The organism is Halosolutus amylolyticus (assembly GCF_023566055.1).
GTDB classification, from domain to species: Archaea; Halobacteriota; Halobacteria; order Halobacteriales; family Natrialbaceae; genus Halosolutus; species Halosolutus amylolyticus.
This window is the reverse complement of record NZ_JALIQP010000001.1, coordinates 1084603-1103885: the sequence shown is the minus strand read 5'-3', so window position 1 is coordinate 1103885 and position 19283 is coordinate 1084603. Positions and strand designations below refer to the sequence as shown.

General features: G+C 66.6%; 20 protein-coding genes and 1 tRNA gene. 15 read left to right on the top strand and 6 right to left on the bottom strand.

Going from position 1 to position 19283, the window contains the following annotated elements; all coding sequences use genetic code 11:
* Positions 1 to 13 precede the first annotated feature (13 nt).
* The 4 genes from MUN73_RS05345 (at position 14) to MUN73_RS05330 (ending at position 3939) form a co-directional block, all read left to right on the top strand.
* Positions 14 to 775, top strand: a complete 762-nt coding sequence (locus MUN73_RS05345; RefSeq protein ID WP_250139397.1) for a GNAT family N-acetyltransferase — start codon at positions 14 to 16, stop codon at positions 773 to 775.
* An 87-nt stretch (positions 776 to 862) separates the two neighbouring features.
* Positions 863 to 1981: an anthranilate phosphoribosyltransferase gene (locus MUN73_RS05340; RefSeq protein WP_250139396.1), complete on the top strand. Its 1119-nt coding sequence runs from the start codon at positions 863 to 865 to the stop codon at positions 1979 to 1981.
* 452 nt (positions 1982 to 2433) lie between these two features.
* Positions 2434 to 3195 (top strand): SDR family NAD(P)-dependent oxidoreductase, encoded by a 762-nt coding sequence (locus MUN73_RS05335; protein ID WP_250139395.1) that lies wholly within the window; start codon positions 2434 to 2436, stop codon positions 3193 to 3195.
* Between the two features lie 81 nt (positions 3196 to 3276).
* Positions 3277 to 3939: an HAD family hydrolase gene (locus tag MUN73_RS05330; protein ID WP_250139394.1), complete on the top strand. Its 663-nt coding sequence runs from the start codon at positions 3277 to 3279 to the stop codon at positions 3937 to 3939.
* A 41-nt stretch (positions 3940 to 3980) separates the two neighbouring features.
* Here the strand turns inward: MUN73_RS05330 and MUN73_RS05325 are convergent, their stop codons facing one another.
* Positions 3981 to 4958, bottom strand: coding sequence for a succinylglutamate desuccinylase/aspartoacylase family protein (locus MUN73_RS05325; protein WP_250139393.1), 978 nt, complete (start codon positions 4956 to 4958; stop codon positions 3981 to 3983).
* Between the two features lie 149 nt (positions 4959 to 5107).
* Between MUN73_RS05325 and MUN73_RS05320 the strand changes: the two genes are divergently transcribed.
* The 8 genes from MUN73_RS05320 (at position 5108) to MUN73_RS05285 (ending at position 12571) form a co-directional block, all read left to right on the top strand.
* A complete protein-coding gene (locus tag MUN73_RS05320) occupies positions 5108 to 5626 on the top strand; it encodes a peptidylprolyl isomerase (RefSeq protein ID WP_250139392.1) in 519 nt (172 codons plus the stop codon).
* A gap of 152 nt (positions 5627 to 5778) precedes the next feature.
* Positions 5779 to 9291, top strand: a complete 3513-nt coding sequence (locus tag MUN73_RS05315; protein WP_250139391.1) for a PAS domain S-box protein — start codon at positions 5779 to 5781, stop codon at positions 9289 to 9291.
* 76 nt (positions 9292 to 9367) lie between these two features.
* Positions 9368 to 10342, top strand: a complete 975-nt coding sequence (locus MUN73_RS05310; RefSeq protein WP_250139390.1) for an oxidoreductase — start codon at positions 9368 to 9370, stop codon at positions 10340 to 10342.
* A gap of 82 nt (positions 10343 to 10424) precedes the next feature.
* Positions 10425 to 10769: a ferredoxin gene (locus MUN73_RS05305; RefSeq protein ID WP_250139389.1), complete on the top strand. Its 345-nt coding sequence runs from the start codon at positions 10425 to 10427 to the stop codon at positions 10767 to 10769.
* A gap of 69 nt (positions 10770 to 10838) precedes the next feature.
* Positions 10839 to 10922, top strand: a tRNA-Leu gene (locus MUN73_RS05300).
* Positions 10923 to 11198: 276 nt separating this feature from the next.
* On the top strand, positions 11199 to 11813 hold the full coding sequence (locus MUN73_RS05295) for a hypothetical protein (protein WP_250139388.1): 615 nt from the start codon (positions 11199 to 11201) through the stop codon (positions 11811 to 11813).
* Positions 11814 to 11917: 104 nt separating this feature from the next.
* A complete protein-coding gene (locus MUN73_RS05290) occupies positions 11918 to 12217 on the top strand; it encodes a hypothetical protein (protein ID WP_250139387.1) in 300 nt (99 codons plus the stop codon).
* A gap of 111 nt (positions 12218 to 12328) precedes the next feature.
* On the top strand, positions 12329 to 12571 hold the full coding sequence (locus MUN73_RS05285; RefSeq protein WP_250139386.1) for a hypothetical protein: 243 nt from the start codon (positions 12329 to 12331) through the stop codon (positions 12569 to 12571).
* Here MUN73_RS05285 and MUN73_RS05280 read toward each other — a convergent pair.
* Positions 12560 to 12742, bottom strand: a complete 183-nt coding sequence (locus MUN73_RS05280; protein WP_250139624.1) for a hypothetical protein — start codon at positions 12740 to 12742, stop codon at positions 12560 to 12562. The two genes, MUN73_RS05285 and MUN73_RS05280, sit on opposite strands and share 12 nt — an antisense overlap.
* A gap of 105 nt (positions 12743 to 12847) precedes the next feature.
* Here MUN73_RS05280 and MUN73_RS05275 point away from each other — a divergent pair, with 105 nt between their 5' ends.
* On the top strand, positions 12848 to 13339 hold the full coding sequence (locus tag MUN73_RS05275) for a GNAT family N-acetyltransferase (RefSeq protein ID WP_250139385.1): 492 nt from the start codon (positions 12848 to 12850) through the stop codon (positions 13337 to 13339).
* Positions 13340 to 13364: 25 nt separating this feature from the next.
* On the opposite strand, the gene nadC is transcribed toward MUN73_RS05275, so the two are convergent.
* A complete protein-coding gene (nadC, locus tag MUN73_RS05270; protein ID WP_250139384.1) occupies positions 13365 to 14186 on the bottom strand; it encodes a carboxylating nicotinate-nucleotide diphosphorylase in 822 nt (273 codons plus the stop codon).
* Between the two features lie 80 nt (positions 14187 to 14266).
* On the opposite strand from nadC, the gene MUN73_RS05265 reads away from it, so the two are divergent.
* A complete protein-coding gene (locus MUN73_RS05265; RefSeq protein WP_250139383.1) occupies positions 14267 to 14560 on the top strand; it encodes a PIN domain-containing protein in 294 nt (97 codons plus the stop codon).
* A gap of 177 nt (positions 14561 to 14737) precedes the next feature.
* Complete coding sequence (locus tag MUN73_RS05260; RefSeq protein ID WP_250139382.1) at positions 14738 to 15004, top strand: hypothetical protein; 267 nt, start codon at positions 14738 to 14740, stop codon at positions 15002 to 15004.
* A gap of 191 nt (positions 15005 to 15195) precedes the next feature.
* On the opposite strand, the gene MUN73_RS05255 is transcribed toward MUN73_RS05260, so the two are convergent.
* The 3 genes from MUN73_RS05255 to MUN73_RS05245 form a co-directional block, all read right to left on the bottom strand.
* Complete coding sequence (locus MUN73_RS05255; protein ID WP_250139381.1) at positions 15196 to 16770, bottom strand: L-aspartate oxidase; 1575 nt, start codon at positions 16768 to 16770, stop codon at positions 15196 to 15198.
* A 5-nt stretch (positions 16771 to 16775) separates the two neighbouring features.
* Positions 16776 to 17909, bottom strand: coding sequence for a quinolinate synthase NadA (gene nadA, locus MUN73_RS05250; RefSeq protein WP_250139380.1), 1134 nt, complete (start codon positions 17907 to 17909; stop codon positions 16776 to 16778).
* A gap of 277 nt (positions 17910 to 18186) precedes the next feature.
* Positions 18187 to 19170 (bottom strand): LLM class flavin-dependent oxidoreductase, encoded by a 984-nt coding sequence (locus MUN73_RS05245; protein WP_250139379.1) that lies wholly within the window; start codon positions 19168 to 19170, stop codon positions 18187 to 18189.
* Positions 19171 to 19283: the final 113 nt, after the last annotated feature.

Below are 19283 nucleotides of genomic sequence, written 5' to 3'. Positions count from 1 at the left end.
GTTATCAGCATGCATGGAGCTCACCGAACCAATCTCGATCGAGGGCGACGAGCGAGAACAGATCTACGACTACGTCGAGGCCCACGGCGCGGTCGATCGGGAGGACGCACGCGAGGAACTGTTCCCGGCGGATCCGCCGGGCGATCCCCAGTATTCACGTGCGTTCCAGCACAACGTCGCGATCCTCAAGCGGGACGGCTACCTCGAGGAGGACGACGACGGTACCCTGCGCATCGCGATCGACGTCGAGGCGGCGGGCGAGGAGTTCACGGCGGAGGACGTCGACGTCACGATCAGGCCGGCCAGACAGGAGGATCTCTCGGGCATCGTCGGCGCGATGCGGCAGGTCGTCGAGGAGATGACCTACATCGAGGCCGAGAGCGTCGCGGACGAACTCGACCACGAGAACGTCCTGCTCCGGCACAACGAGTTCGAGTCCCGGATGTTCTTCGTGGCGACCGTCGACGGCGAGGTCGTCGGCTGGGCCCACCTGCACGTCCCGAACCTCGAGAAACTCGCCCACACTGCGGAACTCACCGTTGGAGTCCTGGAGGAGTACCGCGGCATCGGGATCGGGAGCGGACTGCTCGACCGGGCTCTCGAGTGGGCCGAATCGAGCGACCACGAGAAGGTCTACCAGAGCGTCCCCTCGACGAACGATGACGCGATCGAGTTCTTCGAGGATCGGGGCTGGAAGACCGAGGCAGTGCGCGAGGACCACTACAAACTCGGCGACGAGTACATCGACGAGGTGATGATGGCGATCACGCTGTAGGGAGTTCACCGCGCCACCCCCCATTTGATGGGGAGCGGAGACGCCGGAAGCGGGACGCTTTTGCGGGTTCCATCCGAACTGCCGCCCATGGCGCAGACATCCCAGGAGTTCGGCGAGTGGCCGCTCAAACGGCTGATGACCGCGGTCGTCGGCTCCGGCCCGAAGTCGGCCGACGACATGAGCCGCGAGCAGGCGCGCGAAGCGATGCAGCGCATTTTCGCGGGGGAACCCGACGAGACGACCCTCGGTGCCTTCTGGCTGGCCAACCGCTGGAAGCGAAACACCCCCGAGGAGCTGGCGGCCTACACCGACGTCATGCGCGAGGAGTCGGTCGTCACCGCCGAACCCGACTGCGATCCGATCGACTGTGGCGCGAACTACGACGGCAAGCACACCTCCGCCCTGCTCGGCGTCGGGGCCGGCCTCGTCGCCGCCGCGGCGGGTACGCCCGTCGTGGTCCACTCCGGCGATCGGGTCCCGACCCAGAAGGCCACGGCGTACAAGCACGTCCTCGACGAACTCGGCGTCCGGACGGACCTCACGCCCGCCGAGAGCGCCGACATGACCGACGAGACCGGGTTCGGCTTCTACTACCAGCCCGCGTTCAACCCTGGCGTGCAGGACCTCTACGATCGGCGCGACCAGATGGGCGTGCGCACGTTCGTCAACACGATCGAGACGGTCGCCAACCCGGCGAACGCCGACGTCCACCTCGGCTCGTTCTACCACCTCGCGTTCGCGAAGAAGATGGTCGAACTGATCGACGAGAGCGCGGAACTGGGCTACTCGCGCGCGATCTTCTTCCAGGGGATGGAAGGCTACGACGACATCCGTCCCGGCTACACCAAGGTCGCCGAGTGGAACGAGAGCGAGGCGCGTAGCGCCTCGGACGATGCGAGCGGCGACGAGCCGCGAGCAGGCGACGGACTGGAGGATTACGAGATCGAGACCGCGAACTACGGCATGGAGATGGAGAGCGAAGACCTGAACGTCGACGACGTGACCGCCGACTCCGCGACGATCACCGAAGAGGTGCTGGCCGGCGATCGCGACGACCAGTTCGCCGACGCGATCGCGCTCAACGCCGCGTTCCGGATGTACGCCCGCCGGGACGTCGACGACCTGGACGCCGGACTGGAGGCGGCCCGCGACGCGATCGCGGACGGCAGCGCCGAGGCGGTGCTGAAGGAACTGCGCGAGTACTGAGATCGCCCTCTCGCCGGCACCGGTGACGGCACCGTTCTCGACGCGGCGATCGGGACGGCCGACACGTCATCAGACCACCGTGGCCCACGTGTGACCGCAGTTTTCACATTCGAATTCGCGTTTGACTTCGGGGCCGAGCAACTCCCCTCCGACCTCGTTCCCGCTCGCTCCCTTGCAGTTCGGACATCGTATTCTCCTCACAGCGTGATACTAGCTAGACACCCACACACATAAGAGCACGACGGGAGACGGTCGAACGAACGCGGAACCGCTCGATCCTCCGATCGAGTTCCGGGTCCGGTCCGCTGGAACGACGCCGTCGGCGAGGTGCGGCCGTCCCTCGCCGACGTTCTTACCACTGTTTCCTAAAGAGGCGATTCCTGCAAACATCGTCTTCGATTATCGGTTAAATAATGAACGAATTTATGTATCATCCGTCCGATTGCGGTCGTATGCGACTCGAAGACGAGACAGCGCTTATCACGGGTGCGGCGTCGGGCATCGGGAAGGCGACGGCCGAGCGGTTCGCCGAGGAAGGTGCGCGGGTGATCGTGACGGACATCGACACCGACGGCGGGCAGGACGTCGCCGAGAGCCTCCGGGAGTCGGGTGCCGAGGCTGAGTTCTACGATCTCGACGTCACCGACAGCGAGCAGTTCCACGCGGTCGTCGACGCGGTGGCCGAGGAGTACGGCCTCGACGTCGTCGTCAACAACGCGGGGACCGGCCACCCCTCGGCCCGCCTGGAGGACACCGACGACTCGATGCGGGACTTCGTCATCGACGTCAACGTCAAGGGCGTCTGGAACGGCTGTCACGCCGCCCTCCCGCACATGAAAGAACAGGGCCGCGGCTCGATCGTCAACGTCGGCTCGCTCGCGAGCATCCTCGGCCTCCCGAAGCAGGCGGCCTACTCGCTGAGCAAGGGTGCAGTGTTGAACCTGACCCGTGCGATCGCCGCGGAGGCGGGCCCCTACGGGGTACGAGCGAACACGGTCTGTCCGGGCTTTACCGACACCTCGCTGTTGGAGCAGTACCTGGCGGCCCAGGACGACCCCGAGGCGGCCCGCGAGGCGATGGCCGAGGACTACCCGCTCAAGCGCCTTGGCGAACCGGAGGAGATCGCCGACGCGATCCTGTTCCTCGCGAGCGACGAGGCCTCGTTCGTCAGCGGCCACGGTCTGGTCGTCGACGGGGGCTTCTCGACCTGCTGATCGGCGATCGGCGCGTGCTGGACAGCCCTCGGTTCCTGGTCGACGAAACAATTACTTCGTTCCGCTGGATTGTCCACACAAGTGATAGCATACGATTCGATCCTGTTCGACAGCGACGGGGTCCTGGTCGAACCGCCCGCGTTCGAAACCCAGACCGAGGCAGTACGGGCCGCGTACCGAGAACTCGGCGTCGACGACCCCGACCAGCGGGACGTCGACGCCCTCGTCGCCGGCGTGACCGTCGATCGACTCCGGGAGATCTGTTCGACCTACGACATCGAGATGACCTCGCTCTGGGACGCACGCGAGCGCCACGACGAGCGATCGCAGTTCGAGCAGTTCCGTGCGGGGTCTCGCGACCGCTACGGGGACGTGACGGCGGTCACGGATCTCGACCAGGACTGCGGAATCGTGAGCAACAACCACCACAGCACGATCGAGTTCGTCCTGTGGTTTTTCGACCTGGAGCCGTGGGTCGACACCTACTACGGCCGACCGAAGACGATCGAGAGTCTCGGCCTGAAGAAACCGAATCCCCACTACCTCGAACGGGCGCTCGCCGACCTCGACGCCGGGTCGGCCCTCTACGTCGGCGACAGCGAGAGCGACGTGATCGCGGCCCACCGGGCGGGACTCGATTCGGCGTTCGTCCGTCGCTCGCACTGCAGCGACGTGGCGCTCTCGACGACGCCCACCTACGAGGTGTCGACGCTGCAGGAAGTCGCCGACCTGGTGGCCGACTGAGCCGATCGGCCTCGCGGATCGCGTTGCGTCCGGGGTCGTTCCTACTCGTTCTCTTCCCGGACCAGCGCGACGCTCGCGAGTTGATCGCCGGCCGTGACCGTCGCTTCCCTGGTGAGCGCGTAGAGCAAGCCGTCCCGATCGGCCGTCGCCGCCTGGAGCGCCTCGTAGGTCGTCGGGTCGTAGACCGTCCCGAGATCCGCGCCGGCCGGCACGAACTGGCCGACCTCGAGCGACGGTCGCGGCCGGAAGAGTCCCGAGTCGGTCGCGGACACCTGTCCCAGGTGGTTCCGGGCGATCGTCCGATCTCGATCGGGGACCTCGCCGGGGAGCAGGTCGAGCGATCGGCAGACGTCGAGCAGGCCCTCGACGCCCGTCTCGACGACGTCCTCGACGATCTGTTTGTTGTGGGCGAGTTCCGGCGTGATCGAGGGGATTCCCTCCTGTGCGGCGGCGACGCGGAGTTTGCCGTCGAAGCCGCGGCGATGCCACTCCTCGGACGCGTCCTCGTCGGCCTGCTCGGAGAGCAGGAGGTCGGTCCCGAAGGCTCGCGCGACCTCGCGCGAGCGCTCGTCACCTTCGAGGTAGACCACGTGGGGCAGCATGTCCGGACTGCCCGTGTGGAGGTCGACGACGGCGTCGGCCCGTTCGACGTACTTCCAGAGGCGGGCGGCCATCCGCTGGTGGAGGGTCCCCTCGGGGTTGCCCGGCCAGACCCGGTTCATGTTCGAGTTGACGCTGTCGAGTTGCTCCGGCGTCGTGTAAGAGACCCGATCGAACGTCAACGGGTTCACGACGGGGACGGCGACGACGGTTCCCGACAGCGATCGCAGGGGGAGCCGATCGTGGAACCGGCGGAGGACCTCCGTGCCGTTGATCTCGCGGCCGTGCTGGGCCGCCTGCACGTAGAGCGTCGGCCCGCCGCCCGCCCCGCGGTAGGTGTGGACCGTGGTCGTGAGTTCGACGCCGGAGGGGAGCCTCGCGAGGGTCACCGACTCGGCGGTGTGGGTCCCGGCAGTCATGGCCGGGCCTACCATCTCCCGCGGTATGTACCTGCGGGAGGCGACGGCCGGCGATCCGTCCGAGGAAGCGACGGCCGGCAGGATACCTCGCAGGCGGTGACCGGCGCGAGACCACTACCGTTTTCACTCGGCCCGTCGTCGCCGAAGACATGGGAGACGTTACTGCCACCCTGCACACGAACCGTGGCGACATCGAGGTCGAACTCTACGACGAGCGCGCGCCGCGAACGGTCGACAACTTCGTCGGCCTCGCGACCGGCGGCAAGACCTGGACCGACCCCGAGTCGGGCGAGGAAGTCGAGGGCGAACCGCTGTACGACGACGTCGCCTTCCACCGCGTCATCGAGGGCTTCATGATCCAGGGTGGCGACCCGACCGAAACCGGTCGCGGCGGCCCCGGCTACCAGTTCGACGACGAGTTCCACGAGGAACTGCGCCACGACGACGAGGGCATCCTGAGCATGGCCAACTCCGGGCCGAACACCAACGGCTCGCAGTTCTTCATCACGCTCGACGCCCAGCCACACCTCGACGATCGCCACTCCGTCTTCGGCAAGGTCGTCGACGGGATGGACGTCGTTCGCGAGATCGGCAACGTCGACACCGACCCGAACGATCAACCACGCGAGGAGGTCGTCCTCGAGTCGGTGTCGGTCGACTACGAGTAGGGACGCCAGCCGGCGTCGAGACGTCGGTTCGGCTCCGCCGATCGCAGCGGAGCCTGTAGTCGCGGTCCGACCGAGTGGCCACGGTCCGACCGATCTGTAGCCGCAGTTCGGCCGAGATCTTTTATCGCCCGGACCGCTGGTATGTGGATAAAATGGGATCGTCTTCGCCCTCCGACACGAGACGCCCGCAGCTCCGACGACACGAAGTCGTCGCCGACCTCGCCCAGCAGGCGCTGGAAACCGACGATCTCGACCGGTTGCTGGACGATACGACGGCGACCGTCGCAGAGTCGCTTGACGCCGAGTACTGCGCCGCGTTCGAACTGCGCCGCGGCGAGGACGAGTTGGGGATCAGGCAGGGTGTCGGCTGGCACCCCGACGACGCCGACGCGGCGACGGTCCCCGCGGACCGCGACTCGCCGACGGGGAATCCGCTCCGGGCCGGAGAGTCGGTCCTCGCCGACGACCTGGAAACGGACGATCGGTTCTCGAGGCCCGACGTCCTCGCCGATCACGACGTCGTCAGCGGCGTCGGCGCGCGCATCGGTTCGAACGACGATCCGTGGGGGGTGCTGGGGGCGTACGCGACCGACGAGGCGGCGTTCACCGAGTCCGACGCGGCCTTCCTCGAGCGCGTCGCGGACGTGCTCGCGTCGGCCGTCGAGGCCGATCGCGAGCGGCGCGAACTTGAGCGCGAGTGCACCCGACAGGAGCGTCGCTTCGAGGCGATCTTCGAGGATCCGAACATCCTCGTCGGCCTGCTCGATCCGGACGGGACGGTCGTCGACGTCAACGGGACGGCGATGGAGTACGTCGACGCCGACCTCGCGGACGTGACCGGCGAGCCGTTCTGGGAAACGCCGTGGTGGGGGGTAGACGAGGAGGTCCGGGCCGAAGTCAGGCGTTGGACCGAACGCGCGGCCGACGGGGAGTACGTGGAGTTCGAGGCGGATCTCACGCGGCCGGCCGGCAGTCGGTACACCCTGAGCGGCGTCTTCAGGCCCATCACGAACGACGAGGGAGAGGTCGTCTCGGTCGTCGTCTCCGATCGCGACATCACCGAGCGCAAGGGACGCGAGCGCCAGCTTTCGACGCTGATGGACAACGTTCCCGGGATGGTCTATCGCTGTCGGAACGAACGCGGGTGGCCGATGGAGTTCGTCAGCGACGCCTGTGAGGCGCTAACCGGCTACGATCCCGCGGCCCTCGAACGCGGTGACGTCGACTGGGGCGAGGACGTCATGGTGCAGGAGGATCGCCAAAAACTGTGGGAGACGGTCCAGCGGGAGGCGGGCGAGGGAGAGACGTTCTCCGATACCTACCGCATCGAGACCGCCGACGGCGAGGAACGGTGGGTCAGGGACTACGGCCGAGGCGTCTTCGACGAGGCGGGCACCCTCGTCGGGATCGAAGGGATCATCGCGGACGTCACCGAGCGCAAGCGCCTGGAATCCAAACTCGAGGCGTCCGAGCGCCGGTACCGGACGCTGGTCGAACACTTCCCCAGCGGTGCCGTCGCCCTCGTCGACCGGGACCTGCGGTACCGGACCGTCGGCGGCAATCCCGTGGACGTGGCCGACGTCACTACCGAAGAGGCCGAAGGGGAACCGGTCCGGGACGTCCTGCCCCCGGAGTTGGCCGACGAACTCGCCCCGCGCTACGAGGCCGCACTGAACGGAGAGTCGAGCGAGTTCGAGGCCGCGTCCAACGATCGCGTCTACAACTTTCAGATCGTCCCGGTTCGTGGCGACGACGGTGACGTGGTCGCCGCGCTGGGGATGTCCCAGGACGTCACCGAGCAGACGGAACGCGAGCGGTACCTGCAGGACGCAAAGTCGCAACTGGAGGCGGCAACCGAGGCCGGCGCGGTCGGGACCTGGGAGTGGGATATCCAGGCGGACGAGATGGTCGTGGGACCGTCGTTCGCCAGGACGTTCGGGGTAGATCCGGACGCGGCCCGCGAGGGCGTCTCCCTCGATCGGTTCATCGCAGCCATCCACGAGGACGACCGCGACCGCGTCGAACGGGAGATCGAGGCGGCGGTCGAATCCTGTGGCGAGTACGAGACGGAGTACCGGGTCTGGAACGCCGACGACGAACTCCGGTGGGTCGTCGCTCGCGGCCGGGTCGAGTGCGACGAGACCGGCGATCCGGTCCGGTTCCCGGGCGCACTCACCGACATCACGGAGCGAAAGCGAGCCGAACTGGAACTGCAACGAAACAACGAGCAACTCGAGACGCTGTTCGAGATCCTCCCCGTGGGCGTCGTAGTCGCGGACGCCGATGGACGGCTCGTCGAGGCCAACGATACCGCCAGGGAGATCTGGGGCGGAGACGTGTTCGACGCCGACTCCGTCGCGGAGTACGACCGGTATTCGGTGAGGCGGGTCGACACGGGCGAGCGAGTGGCCCCCGAGGAGATGACGCTCAGCCGGGTGCTCCGCGGCGAGGAGGTGCGGGAACCGGACGTCTACGAGATCGACGGCGCCGACGGCGAACCCCGGATCATCGAAGTGGAGGGGATGCCGATCCGGGACGAGACCGGCGTGGTGACCCGCGGGGTCGTCACCGTGACCGACGTCACCGAGCGCACGGAAACCCAGCGCCAGCTCGCGGAGTCCGAACGCCGCTACCGGACGCTCGTCGAGAACTTCCCCGAGGGCGCCGTGGCGCTGTTCGACGAGGATCTGGAGTACACAGCCGCGGGCGGACACCTCTTCGACGAGGTCGGTCTCTCGAGCGCGGGTCGCGTCGGCAACAGCCTGTACGAGATCTATCCGGATCACCTGCTCGAGGAGATCGAACCCCACTTCGAGGCGGCGCTCGACGGCGACGCCAACTCGTTCGAGGCCGAGTTCCACGACCGCCACCTGTACGCCTCCACCCTCCCCGTCAGGAACGCCGCCGACGAGATCTTCGCGGGTATGCTCGTGGTCCGGGACGTCACCGAACGCCGGGAGTACGAACGGAAACTCGAAGAATCCAACGAACGACTCGAACAGTTCGCCTACGCCGCCAGCCACGACCTCCAGGAGCCCCTCCGGATGGTCACGAGCTACCTCCAGTTGCTCGAGAACCGGTACGGCGACGCCTTCGACGAGGACGGCGAGGAGTTCCTCCAGTTCGCCGTCGACGGGGCCGAGCGGATGCGCGAGATGATCGACGGCCTCCTCGAGTACTCGCGGGTGGAAACGCGCGGCGATCCGTTCGAACCTGTCGACCTGGACGCAATCGTCGACGAGGTGCTCGCGGACCTGTCGCTCCGGATCGACGAGAGCGACGCGGAGATCACGACGGCGGACCTGCCCCGGGTCGAGGGCGACGCCAGCCAGTTGCGCCAGGTCTTTCAGAACCTCCTCTCGAACGCGATCGCCTACAGCGGCGACGAGACGCCCCGGGTACACGTCGACGCCGAGCGACGGGGCCGGAAGTGGGTCATCTCGGTCCGGGACGAGGGGATCGGGATCGATCCCGACGACCAGGACCGGGTGTTCACCATCTTCGATCGGCTCCACAGCCGCGAGGAGTACGAGGGAACGGGCATCGGGCTGGCCCTCTGTGAACGCATCGTCGAACGCCACGGCGGCGACATCTGGGTCGAGTCCGACCCCGGTGAGGGCTCGACGTTCTCGTTCACGCTCCCCGCGATGGACGACGATCGGTGAGTCGGCGACTCGCCGGCGTGCCCTCGCGAATCGCCGGTGCCCAACCGATTTTGAGTGGACGGGCCGTAAGCGGCCCATGAGCTGGACAGCCGACGACGTTCCCGACCAGCAGGGCCGCACGGTCGTCGTCACGGGCGCGAACAGCGGGATCGGCCTCGAGGCGACCCGCGAACTCGCGCGCAACGGCGCGACCGTGATCATGGCCTGCCGGAGTACCGATCGCGGCGAGACGGCGGCCCGCGACGTCCGCGACGACGTTCCGGACGCCGACCTGCGCGTCGAAGCGTGTGACCTGGCGAGTCTCGACTCGATCCGGGCGTTCGCCGATCGTCTCGGCGACGACCCGATCGACGTCCTCGTGAACAACGCGGGCGTGATGGCGATTCCGCGGTCGGAGACCGACGACGGGTTCGAGACCCAGTTCGGCGTCAACCACCTGGGCCACTTCGCGCTCACGGGACTGGTACTCGAGACCCTCCTCGCGGCGGGCGACGACGAACACGAGTCGCGAATCGTCACCGTCTCGAGCGGGATGCACGAACGGGGCGCGATCGATTTCGACGACCTGCAGGGCGAGGACTCCTACGACCCGTGGGACGCCTACGGCAAGTCGAAACTGGCGAACGTGCTGTTCGCGTACGAACTCGAGCGACGGTTGCTCACGGCGGGAGCGACCGCGAAGAGCGTCGCGGTCCATCCGGGCTACGCGGACACGAATCTGCAGTTTCGCGGCCCCGAACAGAACGGCCAGCGACTCCGGAAAGCGGCGATGGGAGTCATGAACGCGGTGATGGCCCAGTCGGCCGCGAAGGGCGCGCTCCCGACGCTGTACGCCGCGACCGCGCCGGACGTCGAGGGCGGCGCGTACTACGGCCCCGGCGGCCTCCTGAACATGCGCGGCGCGCCCGAACGACAGGCCTCGTCGGACCGATCGTACGACGAAGCGACCGCGCGACGCCTGTGGGGGGTCTCGACCGACCTGACCGGCGTCACCTACGACTTGCCGAGGCCGGCGGCGAGCGCGGACCCCGAGTCCGGAGCGACCCGGTGACTGCACCCGCCCGACCCGTGGCCCGACCCCGCACCGCCGATCGACCGTAACGCGAAAGACGACGCACGCGAAGGGATACGTAATGAGCGACCTGGACGCCGAGATACAGGACCCCAGCGACGTCGGTTCGGGCGACGCCCCGCCGATCGAGGAAAAGCCCTACAAGATCATCTTCGAGGCGAACAAGTGCTTCGGCGCGGGCAAGTGCGCGGAGGTCAGCGACACCTGGGAGATGTCGATCGAGTCCGGCATGGCCCAGCCCACCACCTACTTCATCGGCGAGGAGGACCTCGACCACAACGTCCGCGCCGCGGAGGTCTGCCCCGCGAAGAAAGACGACGGCTGTATCCACGTCGTCGATCGGCGTACCGACGAGGAGATCGCGCCCGATCCGCACGGCGATGGGACGCTGAGCGTCGACTGGTAGCGTCGCGCGCCGGGCCGAACATCGAAACGCACATTCCCGGTGGGCCACTACATCCGGGTGCGTTTCTGTGCGAGGGTAGCCAAGCAGGCCAACGGCGGTGGGCTTAAGACCCGCTCCTGTAGAGGTCCGAGGGTTCAAATCCCTTCCCTCGCATCATGGTCGCGAGCAACCCGCGAGCGACAGTGATCGAACGAAGGATTTGAACTAGACCGAGGTTCTGCGAGCAGAGCGAGCAGGTTCTCGGGCGTAGTTCAAATCCCTTTCCTCGCACTTTGGCACCCGCGAGTGATACGTTCGAGAGGCGGGATTCGACGGAGACCGCGTCGTAACCGAACGGATCGAATCGACGCCCGTTGCGGTAACGACGCGGATCGATCGGCCGTCCCACAACGCCACCATTGATTATATTTCCAGCAGGAGTGTCTGTCGATGGGAATTACGGAGGACGAACTCGCCAACTCGATCATCGACGAACATCGACAGTTGAGCGAGATCATGGAGTACGACTTCGACGCCTATCCCGAAGCCCATTACAACCACTACGGCAACCGTGGGGTTGCTGACCTGTACATCGTCGAGGAGAGCGACGATCGGCCGAACGCCAACGGATTCGTCTACGAGTTGAAGTCCGAATATGCAGTGCGGCAGGCGACTGGCGCGAACGAGATCATCCGTCAATTCAACAAGATGAGGGAGTTCTTTTTCGATGGGAGTTCGCACGACCACCCCACGAATCTCGTGCGATTTACGCTCGGATTCGCCGGAACCGAATACAATCTGCGACACATTTACGAGAATCAAGAGATGTACGCGGCGACCGTCAAGAATTCGTACAATTCGGTCGACGGCGTTGAATCCGAGTCCGTGATCCAGTTGAACGATCCGGAGACGTTGGCTCCCGTCGTGGTACTCGGGAGGGCAAACGGCGAGATCATCGAGCCACTCGCTGCTGATGACGAGTTCGGTCCATACGTGGCGGAACGAAACGAGGAGATCTTCGAAAGATGCGAAAACGCGATACGAGAGATAGCTGCCGAGCGATAGCGAGCCTCGTCGTCACGTAGTTCGGACCCCAGTCCACCCGCTCACAGACCGGCCATTAGCATTCGTGGAGAACCATTTTGGCCGTGCTACTGGCGTCCTCACGTATGAACTGTCGCTTCTGTGGAGCGCCGGTACAGTTCAGCCAGCACACGATGGCCCATCGGCTCTTCGAACTCTCGGAGCCGGACCGCAAGTGGTGGCTCTGTCGCGACTGCGCCGAGATCCGCGAGCAGGGACACAAGACCGAAGGCGTAACTGGACCGCGCGGAACCTGCATCGACTGCGACGCGGACGCGGAGTACGGCATCTCGATCGTGAAGAAGACCCCTGGTGGGGACGTCAAGACGGACGGGACCGTCTACCAGGTCCTCTGCGAGCGTCACGTCGACGATCGATCGCAGTAAGAATCCAGACGATACGTTCGAGTCGATCGGATTAGCCCCCCACCGATCGGCCGGAGGGTGCAGGGCGCACCGTTTCACGCGACCGGCACGACTCCGCACGCGACGGACACCATGGGCGCTCCGGACCGCGATCGATCGCGCGTCGAGGACAACCGGATGGCGGCGACGATCGTCGTCGGGTCCGTCCTCGTCGTCGTGGGCCTCGCCATCCTCTACCGGTACGGCTGGCTCGACTCCCTCGTGCCGCCTGGCGGGCCCGCGATCGAGGCCGTACCCCTGATCGGCTTCCTGATCGCGGTCGTAGTCGCGCTGGCGATCTGGGGCTGGGGCCGGTTCCTCTCGTTATTCGAGTGACGAGCGATCGCGCGGGACCGATCGACCCCTCAGAACGGGTTCCGCCCGCGGCTCGCGCGTGTAGGGGTTCTCGACGTCGATCGCGTCTCGATCGCCGGGGACGGTCCACTCGCCGTCGAGAGACAGTGCGTTCCAGCCCGAGTCGGGTGTCAGCGGGAGGTCGTCCGGCATCGGTGAGAGGTGCGGTGCGGCTTCGATACGGGATCGACATGCAGGGGCAAGCCGGCAGTTGAGGCTCTCGAGACGGTTTTACCCGTCCGACGTCTCTCTTCACCCGTGACCAGCGTCCCCGAGATCCGTCGTGCGATCCGCGACGACACGGCCGCGATCGCCCGCTGCTACCGGCGGGCGTACGCGACGGCTCCCGAACGCGGCTCCCGGACCCGTCTGGCCGACGTCGACGCCGAGACGATCGCCAGGTGGCTCGACCGGGACGGCGTCAGCCTCGTCGCCGTGGACGACGGGGCGCTGATCGGGACGATTCGTCTCGTCGACGATGGCGTCCCGAGCGTCGAACGCCTCGCGGTCGTCCCGGAGCGCCAGGGGGAGGGAATCGCGACCCTGTTGCTCGATCGAGCCGAGGCGCTCGCCAGAGAGCGGGGCGACGATCGGCTCCGGCTCACGACGTTCGAGGATCACCCGTTCCTGCTCGAGTGGTACCACAGTCGGGGCTACGAACCGGTCGATCGCCCGGAGCAGCCGGCCTGGGGATCGGACGTCGTCTCGATGGAGAAGTCGTTGACCGGATCGCGGGCCGGGTCGGCGTAGGGCGATCGGGGCGCGGCCGGACTGCCTACTTGCCGGTCCGGAACGACAGATCCAGCGACGGCGCGGAGTGCGTGAGGCTCCCCATCGAGATCACGTCGACACCCGTGGCCGCGTAGTCGGCCACGTTTTCCAGGGTGATCCCGCCGCTGGCCTCGGCGAGCACGTCGTCGTGCCCCTCGGCACGGAGCCGATCGACCGCGTTGCGGGTCTCCCCGGGCGACATGTTGTCCAACAGGACGATATCGGCACCCGCCGCGGCGGCTCGCGGTGCGTCGTCGACCGTCTCGACTTCGACGTCGATCTTCGTCGCGAACGAGGTCCGCTCCCGGAAGTGCTCGATCGCGCCCTCGAGTCCCATCTCGGCGACGTGGTTGTCCTTGACCATCACCATGTGCGAGAGGTCGAGCCGGTGGGTATCTCCCCCGCCCGCGACGACGGCGCGTTTCTCGAGGCCACGCAGTCCTGGCGTGGTCTTCCGGGTTGCGGCGATCCGGACGTCGTCGGACTCGGTTCGGGCCCGGTCGACCACGCTCCGCGTGCGGGTCGCGATCCCGGAGGCGTGGCCCACCAGATTCACGGCGACGCGTTCGCCCCGGAGGACCTCGCGTGCGGCCCCCTCGACGCGGAGGAGTTCGTCGCCCGGTTCGACGGCCGTGCTCTCCGGGAGCGCCTCGAGCACGTCGACCCCGAGGTAGTCGAAGACGACGGTCGCGGCCTCGAGGCCGGCGACGACGCCGTCCTCCTTCGCGACGAGCCGACCGCTCGTCTCGCCCGGTACCTGATTGGTGACGTCGTGGTGGCCGACGTCCTCGCGGAGCCAGCGTTCGACCTGTGCGTCGGTGATCATGTGCCCGAGGTGCGACTCGTGACCGGATAAACGACCTGTTTTCGGCCGTCCGATCGGGTGCGGAACGACGGCATCCGGTAGTGGACGGTGTCGGGCCGCCGACTCTCCATGGCCAGATATGCGTCGTCGGGGCGTCTCCGGGCGACGTTCGGGCGAGTCTCGAGCGTCTCGAGGAGGTGGGCGTTACGGCCTACGATCCGAAGGAGTGCTGGGAGAGGGGCGCCGTTCTGAAGGAGGCTCACGGGATGGCACTTGATGGCGCCTACGCCCTCGCGACCGCGGCTGCCGTCGACGGAACGCTTCTCGTAGGTACCGACGACGATTTCGATCGCGTCGAGGAGTCCGTCGAACGGTTTCGGAACGAACCCGCCTGAGTTCGAGGACAGACGTTTTGCTGACCTGTTCATCCAGCGGCATATGATCGTAAATATCGACTCGGGCGCCCGCCACGCGCCGATCCGGGTGGCGGCGAACCTCTGAAAGCGGCACATGGAATGACATCGGTGTAGTGTTCGGCACCTTTACGTACCAGTTATACAATACGTCGGTGGATGATCGATCGGCTTTACGAGACCATCGGTCACGTCCCGAGGATTAATTGGCTAGTTATGGGCATCGGAGTCTTTCTGCTAAGTGTCGCCGGGTGGTATCTGCATACAGAACTGAGAGCCATAGCGGTTCGCGAATCGTCTCCCGCGACGTTCGAACACAATCCCCTCGTCCTCCGTGCGTTCGATCGGGCGATCGTCTGGATAGCAATCGTCGCCTTCCTCCTCTTCGGATCCTTCTTTCTATACAGGGGATACGTGACGATCTAGACGTGTCTTCTCGATCGACGGATAGTTTTCCCGTTGTTTCCGAAACGAGTACACACCAACAGACTCGACGGCTCTCCACGCGTCGATCCTGATACACAACGAAGATCAGCCAGTCGGCCTGGACGTAGACGACCTGCTCGAGAAATCATTCGTCGAACCGGGGGACCGCCTCCTCGGCGTGGAGTCCGTTGTCAGTCGTCCGCCGGCCGTTCCGCCGACGGTTCGGCGTTCCCGTCGCTCACGACGTAGTGACAACCGATCGACTCGGCGTTCTCGCTCGCCGCGCGGGCGATCAACAGCGCCACGACGCTCGCGTTCCGGAGTTCGTAGAGGTCGCGCGCGGTTCGCGTCCGCGTGTAGGCGTCGACCTCGCCCTTGAGCCGCCGGAGGACGGCGCTTGCCCGGGCGATCTCCTCGGGGTCGCGCTCGAGACCCAGGTACTCGTCCATCGTCCGCCGGAGGCGGGTGAACTTCTCGGCGGCGAACCGATCCGGGAGGTCGGGGTCCCGGTCCAGGAGGTCGGGCGCTTCGACGACCTCCGGCTCGGCTTCGAGTCCGGCGGCGTCCTTGCCCGCGCGCAGGCCCCACACGAGCCCCTCGAGCAGGCTCGTACTCGCGAGGCGATTCGCGCCGTGGACGCCCGTCCGGGCGCACTCGCCGGCGGCGTAGAGCCGATCGAGGCTCGTTCGGCCGCGATCGTCGACGTCGATGCCGCCACACAGGAAGTGCTCGCAGGGTGCGACGGGGATCTCGTCTCCTTCGATGCCCCGATCGCGGCACTTCTCGGCAATTGCGGGGTACTCCGCCTCGAACTCGAGCGGGCTGACGTCCAGCACGACCTCGCCGGTCTCCTCGCGTTCGGTCTCGACGGCGCGAGCGACGACGTCCCGCGGGGCGAGGTCGCCCTGCGGGTGGTAGTCGTCCATGAACCGATCGCCACCGGGAGACTCCGTCTCCCGAGCCTCCGAGTCTTTCGACTCGGAGACGTCGCCGTTGCGGAGAACCGCACCTTCACCCCGAAGTGCCTCCGATAGCAGGAACGGATCGTCACCTGCGTACGCGGTCGGGTGAAATTGCACGTACTCGAGGTCCTCCACGTCCGCGCCCGCGAGCGCGGCCATGGCGATCCCGTCGCCGGTCGCGTCGTCCGGGTTGGTCGATCGGGTGTACAGCGCGCCGATCCCGCCGGTTGCGAGGATCGTCGCGCCGGCGTAGATCGGCTTGCCGGTCGGTTCTTCGTCGCTTATCACGCCGTACACGCGCCCCTCGTGGGTGATCAGTTCGAGCGCGGCGGTGTCCTGCCGGACCTCGATCCGATCGTGATCGTCGACGTGGTTCAGGAACGGCCGGAGGATGTGCGTCCCCGTCGCGGCGTCGACGTGGAGGATGCGGTACTCGGAGTGGGCGGCCTCGCGCGTGTAGTCGAAGTCCCCCTCAGCGGTCTCGTCGAACTCGATTCCGAGCGTGTCGAGCAGCACGTCCTCGACGGCGTCGTCGGCGTTCTCGACGAGGACGTCCACCGCGTCGGGGTCCGCGGTACCGTCGCTGGCCTCGATGATGTCCGCCTTGAGGCTCTCGGGCTCGCCACGGGTGGTCGAGATGCCGCCCTGGGCCCAGTCGGTGCTGGCGTCGTCGGGCCGTTCGGCCTTGGTCACCAGCAGGACGTCGGCTCCCTCGCGTGCGGCCTGTAGCGCGGCCGCACAGCCCGCGATACCGCTGCCGACGACGAGGACGTCCGCGGTTTCGTGGTCCGGTGTGTCAGTCATGGTCGTTAGATCTCGAGCATCCGATCGAGCGCCAGTTCCGCGAGGTCTTTCTCCTCGGGGGCGACCTCGATCACGTTGCGTTCGCGACCCTCGACGAGCTCTTCCAGGACCCAGGTGAGGTAGTTGGGGTCGATCTGGCGCATGGCGTTGCAGTCCATGCAGGCGTCGCCACACAGCGGGAGGACCTCGACGTCGGGATGCCACCGTTGCAGGTGATTCGTGAGGTGGATCTCGGTCCCGATCGCCCACGTGTCGCCGGGGTCGGCCGTTTCGATCGTCTCGCAGATGGTGCTCGTCGAGCCGACGACGTCGGCGGCCTCGACGACCTCGCGGCGACACTCGGGGTGGACGACGACCTTTGCGTCGGGGTGGTCCTCACGGACGTCTTCGATGTGGTCCTCGCGGAACCGTTCGTGGACCTGGCAGTAGCCGTCCCAGAGGATGATGTCGCTCTCGGCGACCTCCTCGGCGTCCTTGCCGTCGGGATCCCACGGGTCCCACTCGGCGATCCGATCCTGCATGCCCAGCCGATGCGCCGTGTTCTCCCCGAGGTGCTTGTCGGGCAGGAAGAGGACCTTGTCACCCCGATCGAAGGCGTACTCGAACGCCCTGTGCGCGTTCGAGGAGGTGCAGACGAGGCCGCCCTGGCTCGCACAGAAGGCCTTCAGGTCCGCGTAGGAGTTCATGTAGGTGATCGGGATGATCTCTTCGTCGGGCGCGGCCGCGGTGATCTCGGCCCACGCGCTGTCGACCTGCAGGGCCTCGGCCATCCCGGCCATCGGACACGAGGCCTCCATGCTCGGCAAGATGACGGTCTGGTCGTCGTCGGTGATGATGTCCGCGCTCTCGGCCATGAACGTGACGCCGCCGAAGATCACGTACTCCGCGTCCGCGTTCGCGGCCTCTTTCGAGAGCTGGTAGGAGTCACCGACGAAATCGGCGTGCTCGACGATCTCGCGTCGCTGGTAGTTGTGTCCGAGGATCACGACGTCGTCGCCGAGTTCCTCGAGCGCCGCCTCGATGCGTTCGGTCCGTTCTCCCTCCTCGAGGTCCCGGTACCGGGGCGGCAACTGCTCGAGGTTGTCGTATTTGAACAGACTCAGGTCGGTCTCCAGCTCCGCCGTTTCCATTTTGACCATGTCACGTCACCTGTGAGTATTCACACGTCAGTCCCGACTATTGAATAACTTTTTCCTTCGATAGGCACATCTGGGAGAATACCACCAGGGTATTGAATCTTCGAAAACCACCCATCTGTTTTTCAGCGTTCTGGACAGGATTTCTTCTGGGAAACCCGAGACTGGTGAACCGGATCGATCCGAGATGCCGGCTGAAAACAGTATAGCACCAGCGGACGCCGTTGCAACCCGACCGATGACGCCGACCTCGCGGTCCGCGACGACGACGCAGAGTCCGTTACGCGCGATCGGGCGCGAGCGCGTCGATCGTCCGTTCGGTCTGGTCGCTCGAGGCGGGTTCGGGGATCACGACGATCGGATGGTCGATCCCGGTCTCCGCGACGAGGCGCCGTAGCTGTTCGCGGGCGTCCTCGGGCGTCCCCGCGACGCCGAGGTCGGCGAGCATCTCCTCGGTGACGGCCCCGGCGGCCGCCCGTTTCTCGCCGTTTCGCCACGCCTCTGCGATCCGATCGGCGGCCCCGGGGAAGCGCGTCGCGACCGCTCGTCGATACCCCTCGCCGCTGCCGACGTAGTAGGCGACGTGTCGTCGGAGCACGTCCCGGGCTTCCTCGGGGTCGTCGCTGACGACCGACGGGACGTAGGGCGCGATCGTGATCGCCGCCGGATCGCGGTCGCGCTCGCGGGCCGCGTCGGCGACGACCTCGAACGCGTCGTCGAGTTCGGAGAACGGAATGTTGTGCGGGATCCACCCGTCACAGAGCCGCCCGACTACCCTGCGGTTCGCCGGTCCCAGCCCCGCGTGATAGATCGGGACATCGGCGTCGATCGACGGGAAGTCCGCGACCGAGAGCACCTCGCCATCGTAAGCGGCCGGGTCGCCGGTCCCCGCCGTGAGTTCGTGGACGATCTCGATCGTCTCGTGGGCGCGGCGGACGGGGCGATCGAACGACATCCCGTGGAGGTCCGCGACCGCCTTCGGGGTGCTGGTTCCGAGGCCCAGCGTGAACCGTCCGTCCGAGGCGTCCTGGAGCGACGCTGCCGTCATCGCGAGGACGGCCGGCGACCGGGAATAGACGTTCAGGATCGCCGACCCGAGGTCGATCGATTCGGTCCGACAGGCCATCTCCGTCAGCTGGACGACGCCGCTGGCTCCCCAGAGTTCGCCGACCCAGACCGCGTCGTACTCCCGTTCCTCCGCTCGCACGGCGACGTCGGCCAGATCCACGTCGCCGAAGGCCGTCACCATGAGTCCAACGTCCATGCCCGGGTCGTTAACGGCCAGCACGAAAACAGGTTTGGTCGTTCGGGAACGAATCGCGTCCCCCGAGAATCGATCGCGCCGTCGAACGGCGGTCACGCCCGAATCACCGTCGC

Bases quoted from the DNA above. Each gene is read 5' to 3' on its own strand.
- MUN73_RS05340 (WP_250139396.1), top strand. From the start codon at position 863: ATGGCGCAGACATCCCAGGAGTTCGGCGAGTGGCCGCTCAAACGGCTG.
- MUN73_RS05295 (WP_250139388.1), top strand. From the start codon at position 11,199: ATGGGAATTACGGAGGACGAACTCGCCAACTCGATCATCGACGAACAT.
- nadC (WP_250139384.1), bottom strand. From the start codon at position 14,186: ATGATCACCGACGCACAGGTCGAACGCTGGCTCCGCGAGGACGTCGGC.
- MUN73_RS05335 (WP_250139395.1), top strand. From the start codon at position 2,434: ATGCGACTCGAAGACGAGACAGCGCTTATCACGGGTGCGGCGTCGGGC.
- MUN73_RS05290 (WP_250139387.1), top strand. From the start codon at position 11,918: ATGAACTGTCGCTTCTGTGGAGCGCCGGTACAGTTCAGCCAGCACACG.
- MUN73_RS05315 (WP_250139391.1), top strand. From the start codon at position 5,779: ATGGGATCGTCTTCGCCCTCCGACACGAGACGCCCGCAGCTCCGACGA.
- MUN73_RS05345 (WP_250139397.1), top strand. From the start codon at position 14: ATGGAGCTCACCGAACCAATCTCGATCGAGGGCGACGAGCGAGAACAG.
- MUN73_RS05310 (WP_250139390.1), top strand. From the start codon at position 9,368: ATGAGCTGGACAGCCGACGACGTTCCCGACCAGCAGGGCCGCACGGTC.
- MUN73_RS05280 (WP_250139624.1), bottom strand. From the start codon at position 12,742: ATGCCGGACGACCTCCCGCTGACACCCGACTCGGGCTGGAACGCACTG.
- MUN73_RS05285 (WP_250139386.1), top strand. From the start codon at position 12,329: ATGGGCGCTCCGGACCGCGATCGATCGCGCGTCGAGGACAACCGGATG.
- MUN73_RS05305 (WP_250139389.1), top strand. From the start codon at position 10,425: ATGAGCGACCTGGACGCCGAGATACAGGACCCCAGCGACGTCGGTTCG.
- MUN73_RS05320 (WP_250139392.1), top strand. From the start codon at position 5,108: ATGGGAGACGTTACTGCCACCCTGCACACGAACCGTGGCGACATCGAG.
- MUN73_RS05255 (WP_250139381.1), bottom strand. From the start codon at position 16,770: ATGACTGACACACCGGACCACGAAACCGCGGACGTCCTCGTCGTCGGC.
- MUN73_RS05260 (WP_250139382.1), top strand. From the start codon at position 14,738: ATGATCGATCGGCTTTACGAGACCATCGGTCACGTCCCGAGGATTAAT.
- MUN73_RS05325 (WP_250139393.1), bottom strand. From the start codon at position 4,958: ATGACTGCCGGGACCCACACCGCCGAGTCGGTGACCCTCGCGAGGCTC.
- MUN73_RS05245 (WP_250139379.1), bottom strand. From the start codon at position 19,170: ATGGACGTTGGACTCATGGTGACGGCCTTCGGCGACGTGGATCTGGCC.
- nadA (WP_250139380.1), bottom strand. From the start codon at position 17,909: ATGGTCAAAATGGAAACGGCGGAGCTGGAGACCGACCTGAGTCTGTTC.